The sequence below is a fragment of the Nocardioides palaemonis genome, assembly GCF_018275325.1.
Lineage (GTDB): Bacteria > Actinomycetota > Actinomycetes > Propionibacteriales > Nocardioidaceae > Nocardioides > Nocardioides palaemonis.
The window spans coordinates 560,576-580,824 of sequence record NZ_JAGVQR010000004.1; the positions used below are offsets into that span (position 1 = coordinate 560,576).

20 protein-coding genes are annotated in these 20,249 nt (G+C 73.6%); 2 read left to right on the plus strand and 18 right to left on the minus strand.

The window, feature by feature from the left end:
• Window position 1: 1 nt before the first annotated feature.
• Window positions 2–985, plus strand: coding sequence for an ABC transporter ATP-binding protein (locus KDN32_RS18385; protein WP_249217258.1), 984 nt, complete (start codon window positions 2–4; stop codon window positions 983–985).
• Between the two features lie 176 nt (window positions 986–1,161).
• Here the strand turns inward: KDN32_RS18385 and KDN32_RS23415 are convergent, their stop codons facing one another.
• The 12 genes from KDN32_RS23415 to dacB all read right to left on the minus strand — a co-directional run bounded on the left by KDN32_RS23415 (window position 1,162) and on the right by dacB (window position 12,213).
• Complete coding sequence (locus KDN32_RS23415) at window positions 1,162–2,247, minus strand: GNAT family N-acetyltransferase (protein ID WP_211733689.1); 1,086 nt, start codon at window positions 2,245–2,247, stop codon at window positions 1,162–1,164.
• A 109-nt stretch (window positions 2,248–2,356) separates the two neighbouring features.
• Complete coding sequence (locus tag KDN32_RS18395) at window positions 2,357–2,974, minus strand: hypothetical protein (RefSeq protein ID WP_211733690.1); 618 nt, start codon at window positions 2,972–2,974, stop codon at window positions 2,357–2,359.
• Window positions 2,975–2,983: 9 nt separating this feature from the next.
• Window positions 2,984–3,499, minus strand: a complete 516-nt coding sequence (locus KDN32_RS18400; protein ID WP_211733691.1) for a DUF3180 domain-containing protein — start codon at window positions 3,497–3,499, stop codon at window positions 2,984–2,986.
• Window positions 3,496–4,065 (minus strand): 2-amino-4-hydroxy-6-hydroxymethyldihydropteridine diphosphokinase, encoded by a 570-nt coding sequence (gene folK / locus KDN32_RS18405; protein ID WP_211733692.1) that lies wholly within the window; start codon window positions 4,063–4,065, stop codon window positions 3,496–3,498. The genes KDN32_RS18400 and folK overlap by 4 nt, the downstream gene beginning before the upstream one ends.
• A complete protein-coding gene (folB, locus tag KDN32_RS18410; protein WP_211733693.1) occupies window positions 4,062–4,430 on the minus strand; it encodes a dihydroneopterin aldolase in 369 nt (122 codons plus the stop codon). Before folB ends, folK begins: the two co-directional genes overlap by 4 nt.
• Window positions 4,427–5,227, minus strand: a complete 801-nt coding sequence (gene folP / locus KDN32_RS18415; protein ID WP_211734994.1) for a dihydropteroate synthase — start codon at window positions 5,225–5,227, stop codon at window positions 4,427–4,429. The genes folB and folP overlap by 4 nt, the downstream gene beginning before the upstream one ends.
• 41 nt (window positions 5,228–5,268) lie before the next feature.
• On the minus strand, window positions 5,269–5,871 hold the full coding sequence (gene folE / locus KDN32_RS18420) for a GTP cyclohydrolase I FolE (RefSeq protein WP_249217412.1): 603 nt from the start codon (window positions 5,869–5,871) through the stop codon (window positions 5,269–5,271).
• A 14-nt stretch (window positions 5,872–5,885) separates the two neighbouring features.
• Entirely contained in the window at window positions 5,886–7,943 is a 2,058-nt protein-coding gene (gene ftsH, locus KDN32_RS18425; RefSeq protein ID WP_307854213.1) for an ATP-dependent zinc metalloprotease FtsH, read from the minus strand.
• Window positions 7,944–8,057: 114 nt separating this feature from the next.
• The gene (hpt, locus tag KDN32_RS18430; RefSeq protein ID WP_211733696.1) at window positions 8,058–8,609 is read right to left on the minus strand and encodes a hypoxanthine phosphoribosyltransferase; all 552 of its coding nucleotides are present in this window, start codon (window positions 8,607–8,609) and stop codon (window positions 8,058–8,060) included.
• 18 nt (window positions 8,610–8,627) lie between these two features.
• Window positions 8,628–9,602, minus strand: coding sequence for a tRNA lysidine(34) synthetase TilS (tilS, locus tag KDN32_RS18435; protein ID WP_211733697.1), 975 nt, complete (start codon window positions 9,600–9,602; stop codon window positions 8,628–8,630).
• On the minus strand, window positions 9,599–10,612 hold the full coding sequence (locus KDN32_RS18440; protein WP_211733698.1) for an Rv3626c family coenzyme F420 biosynthesis-associated protein: 1,014 nt from the start codon (window positions 10,610–10,612) through the stop codon (window positions 9,599–9,601). The genes tilS and KDN32_RS18440 overlap by 4 nt, the downstream gene beginning before the upstream one ends.
• Before the next feature lie 122 nt (window positions 10,613–10,734).
• Window positions 10,735–12,213, minus strand: a complete 1,479-nt coding sequence (dacB, locus tag KDN32_RS18445) for a D-alanyl-D-alanine carboxypeptidase/D-alanyl-D-alanine endopeptidase (protein WP_211733699.1) — start codon at window positions 12,211–12,213, stop codon at window positions 10,735–10,737.
• A gap of 62 nt (window positions 12,214–12,275) precedes the next feature.
• Here dacB and KDN32_RS18450 point away from each other — a divergent pair, with 62 nt between their 5' ends.
• Window positions 12,276–12,854, plus strand: coding sequence for an inorganic diphosphatase (locus KDN32_RS18450; protein ID WP_443678644.1), 579 nt, complete (start codon window positions 12,276–12,278; stop codon window positions 12,852–12,854).
• Between the two features lie 126 nt (window positions 12,855–12,980).
• On the opposite strand, the gene lon is transcribed toward KDN32_RS18450, so the two are convergent.
• The 6 genes from lon to KDN32_RS18480 form a co-directional block, all read right to left on the minus strand.
• On the minus strand, window positions 12,981–15,341 hold the full coding sequence (gene lon / locus KDN32_RS18455) for an endopeptidase La (protein WP_211733700.1): 2,361 nt from the start codon (window positions 15,339–15,341) through the stop codon (window positions 12,981–12,983).
• A gap of 102 nt (window positions 15,342–15,443) precedes the next feature.
• A complete protein-coding gene (gene sigJ / locus KDN32_RS18460; RefSeq protein WP_249217414.1) occupies window positions 15,444–16,250 on the minus strand; it encodes an RNA polymerase sigma factor SigJ in 807 nt (268 codons plus the stop codon).
• Between the two features lie 56 nt (window positions 16,251–16,306).
• Window positions 16,307–16,888 carry a carboxymuconolactone decarboxylase family protein gene (locus tag KDN32_RS18465; RefSeq protein WP_211733702.1) on the minus strand — a complete coding sequence of 194 codons (582 nt, stop codon included), beginning with the start codon at window positions 16,886–16,888 and terminating at the stop codon, window positions 16,307–16,309.
• A 65-nt stretch (window positions 16,889–16,953) separates the two neighbouring features.
• Window positions 16,954–17,637: a class I SAM-dependent methyltransferase gene (locus tag KDN32_RS18470; RefSeq protein ID WP_211733703.1), complete on the minus strand. Its 684-nt coding sequence runs from the start codon at window positions 17,635–17,637 to the stop codon at window positions 16,954–16,956.
• Window positions 17,638–17,639: 2 nt separating this feature from the next.
• Window positions 17,640–18,227: a hypothetical protein gene (locus KDN32_RS18475; protein WP_211733704.1), complete on the minus strand. Its 588-nt coding sequence runs from the start codon at window positions 18,225–18,227 to the stop codon at window positions 17,640–17,642.
• Entirely contained in the window at window positions 18,224–20,242 is a 2,019-nt protein-coding gene (locus KDN32_RS18480; protein WP_249217259.1) for an acyl-CoA dehydrogenase family protein, read from the minus strand. Before KDN32_RS18480 ends, KDN32_RS18475 begins: the two co-directional genes overlap by 4 nt.
• Between the last annotated feature and the right edge of the window lie 7 nt (window positions 20,243–20,249).

A 20,249-nucleotide genomic window follows, 5' to 3' on the forward strand; every position in this document is an offset into this window, starting at 1 on the left:
CATGGACGCTACACGGAGCGGCGAGCCGATGATCCGGCTCGAGGGCGTGGGCAAGACCTACCTGGACGGGACCGTGGCCGTCCACGAGCTCGACCTCGACGTCGGTCGGGGGGAGATGGTCTGCCTCGTCGGCCCGTCCGGCTGCGGCAAGTCGACCACGCTCAAGATGATCAACCGGCTGATCGAGCCGACCGCCGGCCGGATCTGGCTCGACGGACAGGACGTCACCGACGCCGACCCGGTGGAGCTGCGCCGCGGCATCGGCTACGTCATCCAGCAGATCGGCCTGTTCCCCCACCAGCGCATCGAGCAGAACGTGATGACCGTGCCGCTGCTCTACGGCGAGTCGAGGTCGACCGCCCGCGAGCGCGCCCACGAGCTGCTCGCCACCGTCGGCCTCGAGCCCGCGCAGTACGCCCGGAAGTACCCCCACGAGCTCTCCGGCGGCCAGCGCCAGCGCGTCGGCGTCGCTCGCGCGCTCGCGGCGAACCCGCCCGTGCTGCTGATGGACGAGCCGTTCGGCGCCGTCGACCCGATCGTGCGCGGACGGCTCCAGGATGAGTTCCGCCGGCTCCAGGACGAGCTCGACAAGACCGTCGTGCTAGTGACCCACGACATCGACGAGGCGATCCGGATGGGCGACCGCGTCGCGGTCTTCGCGACCGGCGGGCGGCTCCTGCAGTACGCCACCCCCGCCGAGCTGCTGGCCCACCCGGCCGACGAGCAGGTGGCCGACTTCGTCGGCGCCGGCGGCCTGCGCACGCTCACGGTGACCCGCCTGCGCGAGGAGCACCTCGAGCCGCTCGACGGCGTCGCGACCGGCGACCTGGGGGCCGCGATCGACCTCGACTCCTCGCTCGAGGAGGCGCTGGCGGCGATGCTGCGCGACGACCGGCCGATGGTCGGCGTGCGCCGCGGCGCGCAGTTCGTCGGCGTGCTCACGCCCGGCGGCGTGCACCGCGCGCTGCGCGAGTCGCTGCGCTGAGCCGCACGGGTGGTGACACGCTCCGGATCACCACCCAGCGGGCGACCGTCACGTTGTGACACAGGACGCGCCGGCATGAGCCGCTGGTGACCGCCGATGTGGCACACGGCGTGACGCAACACGGATCGACAGCCCCGAGGACCCGACCAGTGCTGTGTCAGGACCGGGCCCGTGCGTCAGCCGACCGTGACGTCCTTGTGCCAGGACTCGGTGACGTACTTGGTGCCCCAGCCCATCGCGACGTAGAGGCCGTCGGCGCCGGTCGGTGAGTCGGCGTCGACCTCGAGGCCCACGCGGTCGCGGCCGCGACCAGCGGCGTCGGCGATGATCGTGCGCAGCAGGCCGGTGGCCACGCCGCGCCCGCGCGCGGACTCGAGGACGCCGAGGTAGGAGACGTACGACCCGTCGGGCCCGGTGGCCGACTCGCTGACGGTGCCGACGAGCGCGCCGGCCGGCTCGGGGTCGCCCCCGCCGTCGACGATCTCGGCCAGCCACCAGTGGTCCCAGCGGTGCCCGGGGTCCTCGCGCAGGCGGTGGATGAACTCCTGGAAGGTCTCCTCGGCGGAGTTGAAGTGGTCGGTGAAGGCGCCCTCGAGCACCTCGTGGACCGCGCGCAGGTCGGCGACGTCGGGCATCCCGTCGCCGGACCGCTCGACCAGCCGGAACACCACGCCCTGGCGCTCCCAGCGCGCCGGGTCGGGCACCAGCTCGGCCTCGGCGGCCTCCACCGAGCGGCTCATCTGCCACCACGTGCGGACCCGGTCGAAGCCGGCGTCGGCCAGCCACGCGTGCTGGCGCTCGTCGTCGGCGAAGGCACCGGTGTCGATCTGCTGGACCGACAGGCCGCGGGCGGCGCCGACGGACCGGGCCTGGGCCTCGGCCCACTCGAACAGCACGTCGCTGCACCGGTCTGCCAGCCGCTCGTCGACGTCCCGGTCGACGACGTGGACGAAGAGCATCCGCCCCTCGGCCCGGTCGTGCACGCTCCCCCACGCCCGGATGAGGCCGTCGGGGTCGCGCACGACGAGGTTCTCGCGCATCGCGAGGCCGTGGTCGGAGACCTCGACGAGCACCTCGTCCTCGCCCGACCCGGCCCAGCCGCGACCCGCGCGCTCGTGGCCCCGCAGCAGCTCGGTCAGCCGCGCGACGGTGGCGGCGTCGGTCCCGTCCGGGGCCTCGGCGACCCACCCGGCGGGGAGTCCGGGGTCGTCCGGCAGGACGTCGGTGGGGTCGCTCTCGAACCTGTTGTCCTCGGGGATCACGGCGCCCATCCTTCCGCATCGCGCGGCGGGCCACAGAACGGCGGTGGCCCAGCCACACTCCTGGAGTCAGGAATGTGGCTGGGCCACCGCTCGGGGAGCTGGAGGAGCCTCAGGCGCTCCGGTGCGCGCGACGCGCCGCAGCGACGCGGAGCGAGTCGACCTCGGCGCGCAGCACGTCGAGCTCGGCCTCGAGCTCGGCCACGCGGACGATCGCCTCGGCGGCGCGCTCGTCGGCGTCGTCGCGGAAGCGCTGGGCCTCGTCACGGTGGCGCTCGGCCTGGTCGGCGCGGCGGGCCTCCTGGCCGCGCTTGAGGGTCTGCTCGGCGGCGTTCTTCTGCGCCGACGACAGGGCGCGCTCGAGGACGTCGATCGCCTCCTCGCGGTCGGCGATCTTGCGCTTCATGTCATCGGCGAACGCGATGGACTCCGCGGTGCGCTGCTCGGTGAGGGCGCGGTACTCCTGGGCCTGGGCGGCGCGGTCGCGCGCGGCCTCGTGGCGGGTCTGGACGAGCTCGGAGTGGGTGATCTTGGTGGCCGCGGCGCCGATCGCGACGGCGACGACCGCCGCGACGGCGGTCAGCAGGCCGGAGGCGGACGCGAGCGCGGCGACGACGAGGGCAGCGCCGGCCACGAGGAGGGCGACGGCCACGGCCAGGCGCGTGCTGCGCTGGCGACGGCGAGCGGGCGTGCGCGACGCCTGTGACTGCTGGGGCTGCTGGGAAGGCATGGGGCCACCCTAGGGCTGCGGACGGCCCCCGTCGGTGCGACACGCTCGCTCCAGCGCGAGCGAGGCGAGCATCACCCCGCCCGCCCCGAGCGCGGCGACGAGCGACCGGGCGATCCAGCGATCGGCCACCGCGGACCCGTCACCGAGCCAGCTCACCGCGTAGCCGACGTAGGCCGCCGCGACGAGGGCCCCGATCAGCGCGCACGCGCGGGCCAGGACGAGTCGGTTGACCGCCTGGTGCACCTCGAGCCGCGCGCCGCGGACCTGCACCGTCTGCCAGGTCTGCCAGGCCACGAAGGTCATGATCGCGGCCACCAGGACCAGGGCGAGGCCCGGCACCCACGACAGCGGCGGCGCGTGCCCGACCAGCCGGACCGACACCGGGTGGACCGCCCAGCCGCCGACCAGGCCGAGCACGGCGCAGATCCCGAGCGCGCGCGACGACGTGGGTCGCAGCGAGCCCCGCGGGCCCTCCTCGCCGTCCGGGTCCTCCGGGGCCTCGGGGTCGGGGCCGGGACTGGTCACTGGAAGTCGAGGGCGAGGTCCTCGCGTCGCTTCACGCCCGAGCCGTCGACCGCGTCGAGCAGGTCGGCGATCGGGCCGCGCTCGGGGAAGACCGCGTCGGGCTCGAGGTCGTGCCACGGCTGGAGCACGAAGGCGCGCTCGTGGGCGCGGGGGTGGGGCAGGCGGAGGAAGTCCTCGTTGGAGCGGCGGTCGCCGACCACGATGAGGTCGACGTCGAGGGTGCGCGGCGCGTTGCGGATGTCGCTGCGCTCGCGCTCGTAGGCGTCCTCGATCGCCAGGGCCCGCTCCATCAGCCGCGCGGCCGGGAGCGTGGTGTCGGCGAGGACGACGGCGTTGAGGTACGGGCCGGAGTCCTCCGGCGCGTCGACCGGCTCGGTCTCGTAGACCGGGGAGACGCCGGTGACGAAGAAGTCGGGGGTGTCGGCGAGCGCGTCGACCGCACCCTGGAGCGAGGAGAGCCGCTCCCCGAGGTTGGACCCGAGCGCGACCACGACCCGGCGGATCGGGTGCATCTCCCCGGTGAGGGAGTCGGCGTCCACGATGTGGGGGTTGGGGGTCTCAGTCATGAGCTACCTCGCGTTCTGGTGATCGTCAGCGCGACGTCCGAGTACGTCGCGTCGATGGGCGCATCAGGTTTGTGCAGCGTGACCCGGGCCCATTCAACACGACTGTCCAACAGGCACACGTCCGCGATGCGTTGAGCGACGGTTTCTATCAGGTCGACCGGATCCCGCTCGACGGCGGCCTTCACGTCGGTGGTGAGGCTGCCGTAGTTGACGGTGTCGGTGAGGTCGTCGGAGGCGGCCGCGGCGCGGGTGTCCATCCCGAGCACGAGGTCGACCACGAACACCTGGCCCTGACGCTTCTCGAAGTCGAAGACGCCGTGGTGCGCGAAGCACTCGATCCCGCTCACGGCCAGCTCGTCGGTCATCTGCTCTCCTCCATCGCGGCGACGACGGCGAGCGCGTCGCGGGTCGCGCGTACGTCGTGCACGCGCAGGTAGTCGACGCCCCGAGACGCCAGCAGCGCGACCAGCGCCGCGTGGGCGTGCTCGCGGCCGTCCACCGGCCGCGGCCCGTCGTCGTCGGCGAGCAGCGTGCCGAGGAACGACTTGCGGCTCGCCCCCACCAGCACCGGCCGTCCGAGGCCCTGCAGCACGTCGAGCGAGGCGAGCAGCTCCCAGTTGTGTGCCGGCTGCTTGGCGAACCCCAGCCCCGGGTCGAGCACGACCCGGTCGAGCAGCACGCCGGCCGCGGCGATCGCCTCCAGGCGCGCCTCGAGCTCGCGCCGCACCGTGGCGACGACACCGTCGGGGCCGTAGTCGGTGAAGTCGCGCATCCGGTCGGCGTGGGCGCGCCAGTGCATGGCGACGTAGGTGGCGCCGGTGTCCGCGACGACGTCGAGGACCGCCGGGTCGGCGAGGCCACCCGAGACGTCGTTGACGATCCGCGCACCGGCGGCGACCGCGGCGGCGGCGACCTCGTGGCGCATCGTGTCGACCGAGACGACGGCGCCGTCGGCGGCCAGCTCTCGGATCACCGGGACGACCCGGTCGAGCTCCTCGGCCACCAGCGGCCGGGTGGCTCCCGGCCGGGTCGACTCGCCGCCGATGTCGAGGACGTCCGCGCCCTGCTCGCGCAGCAGCCGGCCGTGGGCGACGGCGGCCTCGGTGGTGTCCCACCGGCCGCCGTCGGAGAAGGAGTCGGGGGTGACGTTGACGATCCCCATGACCCGGGGCGCCCCGGGCGTGTGCGGCTCGGAGCGCCCGGTCACCTGGTGCCTGAGCGGATCAGCGCCATCGCCTCGGCGCGCGTGGCCTGGTTGCTCAGGAAGGTCCCGCGCACCGCGGAGGTGATCGTGCGGGCGCCGGCCTTGCGCACGCCGCGCATGGTCATGCACAGGTGCTCGGCCTCGATCACCACGATCACGCCGCGGGCGTCGAGGATCTCGACCAGCGAGTCGGCGACCTGCGTGGTCAGCCGCTCCTGGACCTGCGGGCGCTTGGCGTAGACGTCGACGAGGCGGGCCAGCTTGGACAGGCCGGTGATCTTGCCGGTCTCGGCCGGGATGTAGCCCACGTGGGCGACGCCGGTGAACGGGACGAGGTGGTGCTCGCACATCGACCACAGCTCGATGTCGCGGACCAGCACGATCTCCTCGTGGCCGAGGTCGAAGGTGGTGGTGAGGACGTCGCGCGCGGTCTGGCGCAGGCCTTGGGTCATCTCGGCGTAGGCCCGCGCGACGCGTGCCGGGGTGTCCAGCAGCCCCTCGCGCTCGGGGTCCTCGCCCATCGCGGCCAGCAGCTCGCGGACCGCCGCCTCCGCGCGGGCGTGGTCGAACTGCGGGACGTCCTCGGGTGCCCGCTCGGGCATCGTGATCGGGTCGGTCACGGGGCGTCCGGGTGGGGCGGGGTCGAGGCGTCCGGCCCGACCGCGGGACCACCGTGGACGTCGCCGCCCGCGCCGGGCGGCGTCAGCACCGCACCGGCGGTGGACTCCTCCGGGGCGCTGCCGGCGAGGGCACGGTCGCGGATCTCCTGCGGGATGTCGACCGGCGGGATCGACGAGGGCACCCGCTCCGGCGAGCCGGTCCACGCGGGGCGGGCCGGGCGCCGGGTGAGGGGCTCGAAGATCTCGGCGATCTCGGCCTTGTCGAGGGTCTCCTTGTCGAGCAGCGCGAGGACCAGGGCGTCGAGCACGTCGCGGTTGGTCTCGAGGATCTCGAAGGCCTCCTGGTGGGCGTGGCCCAGCAGGGTCTTGACCTCCTCGTCGACCGCCGCGGCGGTCTCCTCGGAGTAGTTGCGGGTGTGGCCCATGTCGCGGCCGAGGAACGGCTCGGAGTTGCTGTCGCCGAGCTTGACCGCGCCGAGGCGCTCGGTCATGCCGTACTGGGTCACCATCGCGCGGGCGAGGTTGGTGGCCTTCTCGATGTCGTTGCCGGCGCCCGACGTGACGTCGTGGAAGATCAGCGCCTCCGCGGCCATGCCGCCGAGCATGTAGGCCAGCGAGTCGAGCATCTCGCTGCGGGTCTGGCTGTACTTGTCGCGGTCGGGCAGCACCATCGTGTAGCCGAGCGCGCGACCGCGCGGGAGGATCGTCACCTTGTGCACCGGGTCGGTGCCGGGGAGCGCCGCCGCGACGAGCGCGTGGCCGCCCTCGTGGTAGGCGGTGATCAGCTTCTCGCGCTCGCTCATCAGGCGCGTACGCCGCTGCGGGCCCGCGATGACGCGGTCGATCGCCTCGTCGAGGGAGGCGTCGGTGATGAGCTTGGCGTTGCCGCGCGCGGTCAGCAGCGCGGCCTCGTTGAGCACGTTGGCGAGGTCGGCGCCGGTGAAGCCGGGCGTACGTCGCGCGATGGCCAGCAGGTCGATGTCGGGCGCGATCGGCTTGCCACGCGAGTGCACCTTGAGGATCTGGTGGCGGCCGTCGAGGTCAGGGGCGTCGACCTGCACCTGGCGGTCGAAGCGGCCCGGGCGCAGCAGGGCGGGGTCGAGCACGTCGGGGCGGTTGGTCGCGGCGATGAGGATCACGCCGCCGCGCACGTCGAAGCCGTCCATCTCGACGAGGAGCTGGTTGAGCGTCTGCTCGCGCTCGTCGTGGCCGCCGCCCATGCCGGCGCCGCGGTGGCGGCCGACGGCGTCGATCTCGTCGATGAAGACGATGGCCGGCGGGTTCTCCTTGGCCTGCTCGAACAGGTCGCGCACCCGGCTGGCACCCACGCCGACGAACATCTCGACGAAGTCGGAGCCGGAGATGGAGTAGAACGGCACGCCCGCCTCGCCGGCGACGGCGCGCGCGAGGAGGGTCTTGCCGGTGCCGGGCGGGCCGTAGAGCAGCACGCCCTTGGGGATCTTGGCGCCGACGGCCTGGAACTTGGCCGGGTCGGTGAGGAACTCCTTGATCTCGCCGAGCTCCTCGATCGCCTCCTGGCAGCCGGCGACGTCGCTGAACGTCGTCTTCGGCATGTCCTTGGTGATCAGCTTGGCCTTGGACTTGGCGAACTGCATGACGCCCCGGCCGCCGCCGCCCTGCGCCTGGTTCATCAGGAAGATGAAGAGCAGGATGATCAGCGCGAACGGCAGCAGCGTGGCGAGGAGCGAGCCGAGGAAGCTCGGCTGCGGCATGTCGCCGTTGTAGCTCTTCAGGTCACCGGCGGCGAGCTGCTTGTTGATGGAGGCGAAGAGCTCCTCCTGCTGGCCGTCGGCGTAGTGGGTGACGACCTTGTCGCCGGCGTCACGGGTGCCCTCGTCGAGGGTGGCCCGGATCTCGAAGTCGACGCCGTTGAGCTCGATCTCGTCGACCTGGCCCTTGTCGATGTAGGAGGTCATGGTCGAGGTCTTGACCTCGTCGTAGCCGTCGTTGGGCGCGAGGAACTGGATCGCCAGCAGCACCACGAAGGCGGACAGGACGATCCACAGCCAAGGGCCCTTGAATATGCGCTTCACAGGCAACTTTCACCGGTTCGGGGTTGAGGAGGCGACGCTACACGTCACCAGGACCCACATTCTTCCAGCCGGGGTGAAGCGGGGCGACCCGTTCGCACCACGGCGGGGTGGGCGTCAGGAGTAGACGTGGGGGGCGAGGGTGCCGATGTCGCGCAGGTTGCGGTACTTCTCGCGGTAGTCGAGGCCGTAGCCGACGACGAACTCGTTGGGGATGTCCCAGCCGACGTACTTCGGCTCGACCGGCATCGACAGCGCCTCCGGCTTGCGCAGCAGGGTGGCGATCTCGACGCTCGCCGGGTTGCGGCTCGAGAGGTTGTTGACCAGCCAGCTCAGCGTCAGGCCGGTGTCGATGATCTCGTCGACGATCAGCACGTCGCGACCGCTGATGTCGGTGTCGAGGTCCTTGAGGATGCGGACCACGCCGCTCGACTTGGTGCCGGAGCCGTAGGAGCTGACCGCCATCCAGTCCATCTCGAGGTGGCGCGGCATCGACCGGGCCAGGTCGGCCATGACCATCACGGCGCCACGCAGGACGCCGACGACCAGCAGGTCGCGTCCCTCGTAGTCGGCGGTGATCTGCAGGGCCATCTCGGCCAGTCGCTGCTGGATCTGCTCCTCGGTGAAGAGGACGTTGACCAGCTCGTGCTCCACGTGGGACGAGTCCATGGGCTGCAGCCTAGGGTCTCAGGGCCGGACGAACACCAGCAGGCCGTCGCGACGCATCGCGCGCAGCGGGCCGGGGAGGTCGATCCACTTCTGGCCGCGCCAGGCAGTGACCAGCGCGTCGACGGCCAGGACGTGGTCGCGGGTGAGCTCGGAGGGCGGCGAGCCGGCCGCGACGGCGGCCCGGTGCAGCACCCGGTGGCGCAACGACGGGGGCGCGTCGGCCAGCACGCCGACGTCGAGGCAGTCGTCGCGGCGTGCGCCGTCCGCGAGCCCGTCGGCGAGCCGCTCGAGCAGCTCGGTGTCGTCGCGGAGCTGGTCGGCGGTGCGGGCGAGGGCCCGGGCCACGCCGGGCCCGAGCTCGTCCTCGAGCACCGGCAGCACCCGGTCGCGCACCCGCACGCGGGTGTAGCCGGGGTCGTGGTTGTGCGGGTCGTCCCACGCCTCGAGGCCCTCGACCTGGCAGGCGGTCACCGTGTCGTCGCGGCGTACGCCGAGGAGCGGGCGCGCGAACGGCCCGAAGCCGGGCCGCATGCCGCGCAGCGAGCGGGCTCCCGAGCCGCGGGTGAGGCCGAGCAGGACCGTCTCGGCCTGGTCGTCGAGGGTGTGCCCGAGCAGCACCGCGGCGGCACCGAGGTGCTCGGCCACCTGCTCGAGGACCGCGTAGCGCGCCTCGCGGGCGGCCCCCTCGGGGCCGAGCCCGGACCCGCCGTCGACCGCGACCCGGGCGGTGAGGGTCTCGTCGACGCCGAGCGCCGCGAGCTGGGCGACCACCCGGCCGGCCTGCTCCGCCGAGCCGGCCTGGAGGCCGTGGTCGACGGTCACGCCGACGACCCGCAGTCCGAGCCGGTGGCCCTCGAACACCGCGGCTGACGCCAGCGCCAGGGAGTCGGCGCCGCCGCTGCACGCCACCGCCACGACCGCCCCGGTCGGCAGGTCGGCGAGCAGCGCGCGGACCGGGTTCCGGACCGCGGCGACGGAGGGGTGCAGGCTCACAGCACGCGCGCGACCCAGGCGTCCGGGTCGCCGATCTCGGCCTTCGACGGCAGCGTCTCCGGGCCCGTCCAGACCGCGTTGAACTCGTCCATGCCGACCTTGTCGACGACGTGGCGCACGAAGCCCGCGCCGTCGCGGTACTGCGCCATCTTCACGTCGAGGCCGAGGAGGCGGCGCAGCACGCGGTCGAGACCGCCGACGCCCTTGCGGCGCTGGTCGAACTTGCGGCGGATGTCCTTCACCGACGTCACGACGGTGGGCCCGACGCCGTCCATCACGACGTCGGCGTGGCCCTCGAGCAGCGACATCACGCCGGTGACGCGGTCGAGGACCTCGCGCTGCGCCGGGGTCGAGACGAGGTCGATGATGCTGCCGCCGCCGCGGACGACCTCCGCGCCGCGCCGCAGTCCCTCGAGCACGGCGGCCGGCTCGACGGTGTCGGCGAGCGCCTCCATCTGGGCCAGCAGGTGCCCGCCCAGCCAGGGGTTGGCGGTGAACTGCACGCGGTGGGTCTCCTCGTGCAGGCAGACCCAGAGCCGGAAGTCGTGGGGGTCGGCGCCGAGCTCGCGCTCGACCTGGACGACGTTGGGCGCCACCAGCAGCAGCCGGCCGTGGGGCTCGGAGAACGGGTCGAACTGGCCGAGCACCTTGCTGCTGAGGAACCCGAGCATCAGCCCGACCTCCGTGCCGGTGACCCGCGATCCGACGGCCTCGGCCAGCGCCGAGGGCTCGCCCTTGCGCTCCACCACCTTGCGCGCGACCGGCGCCATGATCCGGGCGAAGCCGTCGGCGTTGGCCTGCACCCAGCCGGGGCGGTCGACGACCAGCACGGGCGCGGTGCCGTCGCCGCCGTCGAGCCCGGTGAACTCGCGCACGAGCGGCGTCGACCGGTCGGCCGCCCCGCGCAGCTCGGCGACCACGGCGTGCGCCTCCTCGGCGCCGACCTGCGGACCCGGACCGGTGAGCCGTGAGCCGACGGTGACGGCGAGGTCCCAGTCCACGAGGTTCATGTCACGACACTAGCCGGGCACGAGGAACGAGTGCCCGGCGTGTGGCGGGAGGTTGAGCAAGCGCGCGACCGAGCCTGCGAGGGCGCGACCGCGCGTCGAGACCCACGATCACGTGGGGAAGGTCAGCCCGCGCAGCGGCAGGCCGCGAGGCGTCCCGCGGCCCGGTCGAGCGCGTCCTGGGCGAGGAGGCCGTCCTCGGCCGCGACCCGGTCGGCACCGAGGACGAAGACCATCGGGAGGCCGTCGCGGCCCACCGCGATCCCGGCGAGCGCGTGCACGCCGGTGAGCGTGCCGGTCTTGGCGCGCACCAGACCTCGCGCGAGCGCCGGCCCGTCGTCGAAGCGGTAGGTCAGCGAGCCCGACCACCCGGCGACCGGCATCCCGGTGACCAGGCTGCGCAGGTCGTCGTGCCCGGGCCCCGCCGCGAGCTGGAGGAGGGCCAGCATCGAGGAGGTGGTGACCCGGTTGCGGCGCGAGAGCCCGGAGCCGTCGAGAACCGTGTCGCCGGACATGTCGACGCCGAGGTCCTGCAGGGTCGAGACCACACCGGCGGCGCCCGCCTCGAACGACCCGGTGCCGGACACCGCCAGGCCGACCTGGTGGCCGAGGACCTCGGCGCCCTCGTTGTCGCTCACGTCGAGGATCCGCTCGACGACGTCGGCGAGCGGCGCGCCCTGCACGGCGGCGAGCTGCTCGGCGTCCGGCGCGGCCGCCGCCGGCGCCGGGCGGCCCGCGACCGTCATCCCGGCGGCGGAGAGCGCGTCGGCGAACGCCTGCGCGGCGGCCCGCGAGGGGTCGTCCGCCCGGGTGTCGCCGTCGTCCTCGCGGCCGCCGTCGACCATCAGCGCCGTGATCGGGCTGACCACGTCGTCGGGGACGTAGTCGCGGCGCCAGGCGGGGTTGTCGGAGGGCCCGGTGAAGAGGGTGTCGTCGTAGCGCACCCGCACCCGGCCGCTGCCGCCGAGCGCCTCCGCGGTCGCCACGGCGAGGGTCGCGACGTCCGCCCGCTCGGGGTAGGTCGCCCCCTGCTCGGCGACGGTCAGCGGCTTGCTGGCGAGGAGCGGGTCGCCGCCGCCGACCAGCACGACCTCGCGGGGCCGGTCGCCGCGGACGACGGTGGTGGTGAAGCGGTGGTCGGGCCCGAGGGTGGCGAGCGCGGCTCCGAGGGTGAGCAGCTTGGTGGTGGAGGCGGGGACGTACGTGCCGTCCGCCGAGGTCCACGTCGCGGAGCCCGGGGTCAGCGACGACACCGCGGCGACGACGTGCGGCCCGAGGTCGGGGTCGGCGAGGCCGGCGCGCAGCGCGGCCGCGACCCGGGTCGGGTCGACGGTGCCCGCGGTGTCGAGGCTGGCGGCGACGGGGGCGGGGTCGGTCCACGCGGGCAGGTCGAGCCCGGCGGGCGGCAGCACCTGCTCCGGCTCGGTGACCGGGTCGGCGGCCAGCCCGGGGAAGTAGCGCGGCCCCCACTCGTAGCGGTACGCGCCGACGCCGGCGCCGAGGAGGGCCACCACCAGCACCACCGGGAGCCCGGTGCGGACCCACCGCCGACGGGAGTGGCGTACGTCACGTCGCCGCCGTTGGGACCCTCTCGCTTCGCGCATCGGGGCCATTGTGCGCGACACTGCCCCGAGACCAACGCGTCGGGCCCGCTGCCGGACGTGCGATGAGGCCGGAGGGGCTCCGGAGAAGTGTGGAGGAAGACGTGCTGACGTTCGACGTGGTGGTGGAGATCCCCAAGGGTGAGCGCAACAAGTACGAGGTCGACCACGAGACCGGGCGGATCCGCCTGGACCGGATGCTCTTCACCTCCACCGCGTACCCGGCCGACTACGGCTTCATCGAGAACACGCTCGGCCAGGACGGCGACCCCCTCGACGCGCTCGTGATCCTGCAGCAGCCGACCTTCCCGGGCTGCATCATCGAGTGCCGCGCGATCGGCATGTTCCGCATGACCGACGAGGCCGGCGGCGACGACAAGGTCCTCTGCGTGCCGAGCCACGACCCGCGCCTGGAGCACCTGCGCGACATCAACCACGTCTCCAAGTACGACCGCCTGGAGATCCAGCACTTCTTCGAGGTCTACAAGGACCTCGAGCCCGGCAAGTCCGTCGAGGGCGCCGACTGGGTCGGCCGCACCGAGGCCGAGGCCGAGGTCCACGCCTCCTTCGAGCGGTTCAGGACCGAGGGCCACGGCGACGACCTGGAGAACATGGCCGACGACAGCCTCGGCGAGGACGCCTGACCCACGCCGTCGACGGGTTGACTCGAGCGGAGAGATCGACGCTCGACGCACGGTGTCGACGCTAGACGCACGGAATGGCGGGACTCGAGCGACCATTGGTCCGCTCGAGTCCCGCCACTTCGGGGCTCAGGCAGCCGCCGGAGCCTCCGACACGGCCGCCGGCTCGAGTGCGTCGGCCAGGATCTCGGTGACCCGGCCGACCGGGCGCACGTCGAGCGCGGCGAGCAGCTCGGCCGGTACGTCGTCGAGGTCGGGGCGGTTGCGCTCGGGGACGAACACGGTCGACAACCCGGCCCGCTGGGCGGCGAGCAGCTTCTGCTTGAGCCCACCGATGGGCAGCACCCTGCCCGACAGCGACACCTCGCCGGTCATCCCGACGTCGGAGCGCACCGGCCGGCCGGTCAGCAGCGAGACGAGCGCGGTCACCATCGTGACGCCCGCGGACGGGCCGTCCTTCGGGACCGCGCCCGCCGGGAAGTGGACGTGGATCGACCGCTCGAACGCCGACGGCTCGACACCGAGCTCGACCGCGTGCGCCCGCACCCAGGACAGGGCGATGGAGGCGGACTCCTTCATCACGTCGCCGAGCTGCCCGGTGACCGTCAGACCTGCGGTGCCCTCGGCGACCGACGTCTCGACGTAGAGCACGTCGCCGCCGAGGCCGGTCACGGCCAGCCCGGTCGCGACGCCCGGCACGTCGGTGCGCTCGTGGGCGTCGGGCGTGAACCGCGGGCGCCCGACGAGGTCGGCCAGCGCGGCCAGGTCGACGTCGACGCGCTCGACCTCGCCCGTGGCGAGGCGGGTGGCGGCCTTGCGGAACGCCTTGGCCAGCAGCCGCTCGAGCTGGCGTACGCCGGCCTCTCGCGTGTAGCTCGCCGCGAGCTCGCCGAGCGCCTCGTCGGAGACGGTGACCTCGTCGGGGGTCAGCGCGGCGCGCTCGAGCTGGCGCGGGACGAGGAAGTCGCGGGCGATGGCGACCTTGTCGTCCTCGGTGTAGCCGTCGATGGTGACCAGCTCCATCCGGTCGAGCAGGGCCGACGGGATCTGCTCGACGACGTTGGCCGTCGCGATGAACAGCACGTCGGACAGGTCGAGGTCGAGCTCGAGGTAGTGGTCGCGGAAGGTGTGGTTCTGCGCCGGGTCGAGCACCTCGAGCAGCGCGGCTGCCGGGTCGCCGCGGTGGTCGGCGCCGACCTTGTCGACCTCGTCGAGCAGGACGACCGGGTTCATCGAGCCCGCCTCCTTGATCGCGCGCACGATGCGGCCGGGGAGCGCGCCGACGTAGGTCCGACGGTGGCCGCGGATCTCGGCCTCGTCGCGTACGCCGCCGAGCGCGACGCGGACGAACCTGCGTCCGAGCGCGCGGGCCACGGACTCGCCCAGCGAGGTCTTGCCGACGCCGGGAGGGCCGGCGAGCAGCACAACGGCACCGGAGCCGCGGCCGCCGACGACCTCGAGGCCGCGCTCGGCGCGGCGGGCGCGCACGGCGAGGTACTCGGTGATCCGGTCCTTGACCTCGTCGAGGCCGTGGTGGTCGGCGTCGAGCACCGCGCGGGCCGCGGCGACGTCGTGGGAGTCCTCGGTGCGCTCGTTCCACGGCAGCTCGAGGACGGTGTCGAGCCAGGTGCGGATCCAGCCGGCCTCGGGGTTCTGGTCGCTCGAGCGCTCGAGCTTGTCGACCTCGCGCAGCGCGGCCTCGCGTACGGGGTCGGGCAGGTCGGCGGACTCGACGCGGGCGCGGTAGTCGTCCGAGCCGTCGGGCTCGCCCTCCCCGAGCTCCTTGCGGATCGCGGCGAGCTGCTGGCGCAGCACGAACTCGCGCTGCGTCTTCTCCAGGCCCTCGCGGACGTCCTGGCTGATCGTGGAGGTGACCTCGTCCTCGGTGTCGTAGGCGCCGGTCCAGTCGACGAGCAGGCGCAGCCGCTCACCGATGTCGGGCGTCTCGAGCACCTGCCGCTTCTGCTCCGCCGAGAGGTACGGCGCCCAGCCGGACGTGTCGGCCAGCGCGTCGGGATCGGCGATGCGCCGCACGGTGTCGACCACCTGCCAGGCCTCGCGACGCTCGAGGATCGAGATGACGTGGGCGCGGTAGACCTCGGCGAGGTCGCGGACCTCGTCGGTGACCTCGGGCGCGGGGACGGGCTCGGCCTCGACCCACAGCGCCGCGCCCGGACCGGTGACGCCGGCGCCGATGGCGACGCGCCGCTCGGCGCGGAGGACGGCGGCGGGGCGGCCGCCGGCGAAGCGACCGACGCGGTCGACCACGGCGACGACGCCGTGGGTGGCGTAGCGGTCCTCGAGCCGGGGGGCGACGAGCACGCGGGTGGGCTCGTCGTCGCTCGCCGCGTCGTGCGCCAGCCGGGCCGCGTCGATGGCGGCGCGCGAGGAGTCGTCGAGCTCGATGGGCACGACCATGCCGGGCAGCACGACCGTGTCGTGGAGGAAGACCACCGGCAGCGAGGCCGGGAGGGAGTGGTTCTGGGTCATGCAGGCTCCAACGCCCGGGTCTCCCGGATCGGTGCCCGATCCGCTTTCGCCCAGCGCGAACGGCCAGCGGGAACTCTCGGCGAGAACTCTCGGCGGGGACCCTCAGCGCGCGAGCCCGACCTCGTCGGACACCGCCCCGAGCTTGTCGGGGTTGCGGACCAGGAACAGCCGGGTCACCACCCCGTCCTCGACCAGCATGGTGCCCACGCCGTCGCGCTGCCCGCCGACGACGAACTGGATCGCCGGCGAGCCGTTGAGCCACACCGGCACCAGCTCGAGCGCGTCGGGCGTGACCGCGGTGAGGAAGCGCAGCACCTTGTCGCGGCCGGAGATCGGGTTGAGCGCAGCCTTCACGCGACCGCCGCCGTCGGTCATCAGCACCACGTCGGGCGCCAGCACGTCCATCAGGGCCTGCAGGTCGCCGCCCGAGGTGGCGGCGCGGAACCGCTCGATCACCGCGTCCCGCTCGGCGGTGCTCACCGACGTCCGCGGCCGGCGCTCGGCGACGTGGGTCCGGGCGCGGCTGGCGACCTGGCGCACCGCCGGCTCGGACTTCCCGACCGCCTCGGCGATCTCGGCGTAGGGCACGTCGAAGACCTCGCGGAGCACGAAGACCGCCCGCTCGGTCGGCGGCAGCGTCTCCAGCACGAGCAGCATCGCCGTCGACACGCTGTCGGCGAGCTCGACGTCCTGCGCCACGTCGGGCGCGGTCAGCACCGGCTCCGGCAGCCACGTGCCGACGTAGTCCTCCCGGCGGCGCGCCAGGGTGCGCAACCGGTTGAGGCTGAGGCGGGTGGTCACCCGGACGAGGTACGCCCGCGGGTCGCGCACCTCGTCGACGACGACGTCGGCCCACCGCAGCCAGACCTCCTGCAGCACGTCCTCCGCATCGGCCGCCGAGCCGAGCATCTCGTAGGCGACCGTGAAGAGGAGGTTGCGGTGGGTGACGAACGCGTCGGCGGTGCTCACGTCGTGGCCGTCCCCGCCGGTGCGAGCGGCAGCTCGCACACGTCGCTGAAGCCCTGCGAGGCCAGTCCCATGGCCGAGTTGAAGCGCGAGCGCTGGTTCTCCACGGCCACCATCATCGTCAGCTCGACCATCGCGGCGTGCCCGAGACGCGCGTCGAGGGCGGCGACCATCTCGTCGGTGACCTGCGGCGGCGTGGCGGTCATCGCCTCGGCGTAGGCCATCACGTCGCGCTCGAGGTCGGTGAAGACGCCCGACTCGCGCCAGCGCGGCACCTCGCGCACCTTCGCCTCGTCGAGGCCCTGGGTGTGGGCCAGGAAGTAGCCGAAGTCGAGGCACCACGAGCACCCGATCGCGCCCGCGCTCGCCATCTCGGCGTACGTCCTGAGGTGGGGGTCGAGCGCGTCCCAGCGCGCGACCTTCTGCTCGAAGCCGAAGACCGCCCTCGTGAGGGGGCGGTGGTGGAACAGCACGTAGGCGTTGTCGGGCACCTGTCCCCACGTCCGCTTCGCGACGCGGGTCATGAGGGCGCCGTACGCACCGGTGAGCCGGGCCTTCGGGATCCTGAACTGGCTGGGCATGTCATCTCCTTCTCGGGTGGATGACATGGAGACACCGGCCGGCCCGGGTCCGTGACAGCCGCGCATCACCTCAGCCCCTTCACCGCCCGGAACCAGCCGATCCCGCCGCTCATCTCGAGGCGTACGTCGCGCGCGCCCGCCCCGGCCAGCCACGTGGCCGCCTCGGCCGAGCTGCACATCGGACCCAGCACCTGCCCGAGACGGCCCGCCGCGTGGACGAGGCGGTAGCGACGCGCGAGGCCGCGGAAGTCGTCGTCGAACAACGCGCTGCCGCTGATCGTCGCGCCGGGTCGCAGCACCCGCACCATCTCCTCGATCGCGGCGTGCGGGTCGGGGAAGACGTGGAGGCCGGTGAAGGAGACCACGAGGTCGAAGGAGTCGTCCGGGAACGGCAGCCGGGCCACGTCGGCGAGGGTCGTGGTGACCTGGTCGGTGACGCCGAGCCGCTCGGCCGCGGCCGACGTGCGCTCGAGCATCCGCGGCGAGATGTCGGCGGCCACGAGGTCGACTCCGGCGCCGGGCCGCAGCCCGCGCAGCGCGATGCCGCTGCCGGCCGGGACGTCGAGGACGCGTGCGCCGGCGGGGAGGTCACCGATCTCGGAGGCGGCCGCGTCGAGCCGCGAGATGTCGGTGCCGAGCCCGAGCCGCCACAGCGGCGCCCCGAGGGCGGGGTGCTCGACGAGGTGCGGGTAGATCCGCGCCCAGAGCGGGTCCTCGCTCCACTCGCCGACCGCCCGCGGGACCCGCATGCTCAGGCTCCGTCGAGACCGGACAGGAACTGCTCGACCGCGCGGGCGACCTCGAGGTGGATCTCCACGGTGCGGACGGCGTCCGGCGTGCCCATGCCGTGGTCGGCGTCGGGCACCGCGAGCACCTGGCACCCGCCCTCCTCGAGCTCCTGCGCGACCGCGGGGACCCAGAGCTCGTCGGCGAGGCCCCCGACGAGGAGCTGTCGTCCGGCGTTGGCCGCGATGGCCTCGGCGACCTCGGGCTCGGTCAGCAGCGGGGTGAGCCAGATGGCGTCGAGGCCGCGCTCGGCGGCGTAGGACGCGGCACGGGTACCGAGAGACTTGCCGACGACCAGCACGTGGTCGGCCTGCTCGGCGGCGTGGGCGGCCGCGACGTGGCGTCGCACCCACGGCTCGGGCTCGTCGTCGTCACCGCGGGTGGTGCTGTCCCACCAGATCTGCTGGACGGTGAAGCCGTGCTGCTGGAGCGCGACGCGGGCGAAGTCGAGCAGCGGCGCGCTGGGGGCGTACGCACGGCCCGGGGCGACGAGCGCGACGCCGCGGCTCGGGCCGGCCGGCTCCCACCGGGTGGGCACCCCGCCGAAGGTCATCGGACCGGTCCCGCGTCGGTCCAGCCGAGCAGGTCGGGGCTGCGCAGCACCTCGTCGGGCACCCCGAACGCGTCGACGAGGTCGACCGCGAGCGGCCGGACCCGGCGGCACAGCGCGTTGACCTCGCGGCTGATCGCCTTGGAGCGGGTGCTGGAGAGCCGGCCGTGCTCCATGAACCACGCCCGGTCCGCCTCGATCGTCGACAGCGCGTGCAGGTCGCACAGCAGGCGGAGCGTCGCCTCCAGGTCGGGGTCGCTGACGGCGGCCACCTTGGCGACGAACGCCTCGAGCACGAGGCGCTCGGTGTGGGCGCGGGCTGCGGCGATGACGTGGTCCTGCACGCGGGAGAAGACGGCGCCGGGGTCGTCGCCCTGGTCGATGCCGCGCTTGAGGCGGCGCGCGACGCCGGCGATCATGTGCTCCTCGCGGAAGCGCAGCATGGCGAGCTGGTAGTTCGGGTCGAGCAGCCCCGCCTCCTGGTCCCACGAGTCGCCGCCGGGCAGCAGGTCGCGCACCGACTGCACCAGCTTGTGGACCGCAGTGCGCTCCACGACGGTGTCGACGGCGAGGCCGGCGACGAAGCGGGCCATGCCGAGCTGGTCCATCTCCTCGAACTCGCCGGCGTAGTCGGTGAGCAGGCCCTTCGCGACCAGCTGGAGCAGGACGTGGTTGTCGCCCTCGAAGGTGGTGAAGACATCGGTGTCGGCCTTGAGCGCGGCGAAGCGGTTCTCGCTGAGGTAGCCCGCGCCACCGCACGCCTCGCGGCACTCCTGGATGGTGCGGGTGGCGTGCCACGTGCCGAGCGCCTTGGTGCCGGCGGCGCGCGACTCGAGCATCCGCCGAGCCTGCTCGTCGTCGGGTTCGTCGCCGTTCGCGGAGAACACCTCGTGGAGCTGCCCGGCCACGACCTCCTGCGCGAGGTGGAGGGCGTACGTCCGGGCGAGCAGCGGCAGCAGGCGGCGCTGGTGCACGCCGTAGTCGAGGAGGACCTGCTCCTCGCCGGTCGCGCTCGCCTCGAACTGCCGGCGCCGGTCGGCGTAGCGCACCGCGATGGCGAGGGCGACCTTGGCGGCGTTGATGCCGGCACCGCCGACGCACACACGCCCCTGCACGAGGGTGCCGAGCATGGTGAAGAAGCGCTTGTTGGGGTTGTCGATCGGCGAGAGGTAGCGGCCCTCGGGGGTCACCTCGGCGAACTGGTTGAGCAGCGCGGTGCGCGGCACCCGGACGCCGTCGAACCACAGCCGCCCGTTGTCGACGCCGTTGAGCCCCATCTTGGGGCCGTCGTCCTCGACCCGGACGCCGTCGAGCACCCGCCCGTCCTCGCGGATCGGGACCACGAAGGCGTGCACGCCGTGCCGCTCGACCTGCTCCCCCTGGTCCCCGTGGCCCACCTCGAGCTGGGCGAACACCACCGCGACCTCGCCGTGGGCCGCGGCGTTGCCGATGTAGTCCTTGCGGCTGGCGTCGTCGGGCGTGGTGATGACGAACTCCTGCGCCGCGGCGTCGTACGACGCGACCGTGCCGAGGGCCTGCACGTTGGAGCCGTGGCCGGACTCGGTCATCGCGAAGCAGCCCATCGTGCGCCCGGCGACGAGGTCGGCGAGGAGGGCGTCGTGGTGGTGCTTCGTGCCGAGCTGGAGGATGGCGCCGCCGAACAGGCCGAACTGCACGCCGACCTTCACCAGCACCGAGAGGTCGCCGTAGGCGAGGGTCTCGAACGCGGCGATCGAGGCGCCGATGTCGCCGCCCCCGCCGTACGCCTCGGGGAAGCCCATGCCGGTCTGACCGGTCGCGGCCATCGTGACCACCACGTCCCGGACCCGTTCACGGTAGGCCGCGCGGTCCAGGACCTCGGCGTCCTCGAGGATCTGCGCGTGCTCGGCGAGGTTGGCGCGGACCAGGTCGCGGACCTCGCGGTGGCGACCGTCGAGCAGCGCGCGCAGCGCCGCGACGTCCACGTCGGGGTCGAGGGTCGGCATCTCGGCGACGGGCGGCACCTCGCGGGTGGTCATGGCCCCA